The 1,114-nt window shown below is 55.7% G+C and carries 1 protein-coding gene; it reads right to left on the reverse strand.

Annotation, left to right across the window (positions count from 1 at the left end; genetic code table 11):
* Window positions 1-5: 5 nt before the first annotated feature.
* Window positions 6-1,114, reverse strand: a 1,109-nt coding sequence (locus ACVWY8_RS13780; RefSeq protein WP_457395668.1) for an RNA-guided endonuclease InsQ/TnpB family protein, incomplete at its 5' end; no start/stop codon positions are given.

Consider the following 1,114-nt stretch of genomic DNA (forward strand, 5'->3'; position numbering starts at 1 on the left):
GTAAACTACCCGACCCTGACTGCTTCGCAGTACAGGGCGGGCTTTTGGTAGCCCTGCAGTTGGCAAGCCAACCACGAACCTCCAGGCTGGTTTACGGCAGCCCCCAAGAGCGCAATCACCTTCGCACCGTTAAAATCCGCATCCCCTTCCCAACCGCAGTGCCCGCATTTGAACTGCTTACCCTTGCGATAGGATTGAGCGGAGTTGGGATGAATATGCAGGCACTTGTGGCAGATCTGCGAGGTATAGGCCGCAGGGACAGCTACCACTTTGACACCCGCCCTCACAGCCTTGTATTCGATAAACCGCCGCAGCTGGTAGAACGCCCAGCTATTGCTACGCCGCCGCTCCTCACGACTGCGGGGCTGCCGGTTGGTACGCCCCCGGATGCCGCTCAAGTCCTCAATTGCAATGCAGGCAGAAAGAGATTGAGCTGCTTTAACGATGCGCTTAGCGATACTGTGGTTCACCCAAGCTTGAAAGCGTCTCTCTTTGCCAGACAGCCGTTGCAGCAGTTGACGGCATCGCCGCCTGCAACTGCGGGTGCCCTTACTGGCCTTGCGCTGAAGAGACGCTCTTAACCGACAGTAGTGATCTCGGACTTTGTTCAGCTGCTGTCCATTCCAGTTGTCTCCTTCGGAGGTATGTGCAATGTCTCGCCGTCCCAGGTCAACACCAATCACCTTGTCGGTGTTCTGTTGCTTGGGGGGCTCTGCCTCGACACAAATCTGGATGGAGTAGGAGCCGTCTTTGCGCTGGACTAGGGTGGCCGATTTGGGGTTAGAGCCAGCCAGCATTCCCCTCTGGTAGTTGCCAATGGCTAGCTCAAAGCGTTCTCTTCCATCAACCGTGGCAAGCGACACTGTCCAGTCTTTCTCGCGAAACGAGAAGATACGTGCATCGTAGGTAACGAACCTACGCTTGAACTCTTTAACTGGACGATTGCGCTGTCTCGCCACTTTGCGAGCGCCTGCCACCCGTCTGCAGACCTGCTGGGCCAGATTACTGGACAAGCCAAACCGAGCGCGAATCTGGTAATAGCAAAGGGATTGGAGTTTGACTGCGTTGACTACTTTTTCTGGTGTGTTTTGGTTGACCCAGTTCAACGCCTGCA

Source organism: Thermostichus sp. OS-CIW-32 (assembly GCF_054060415.1).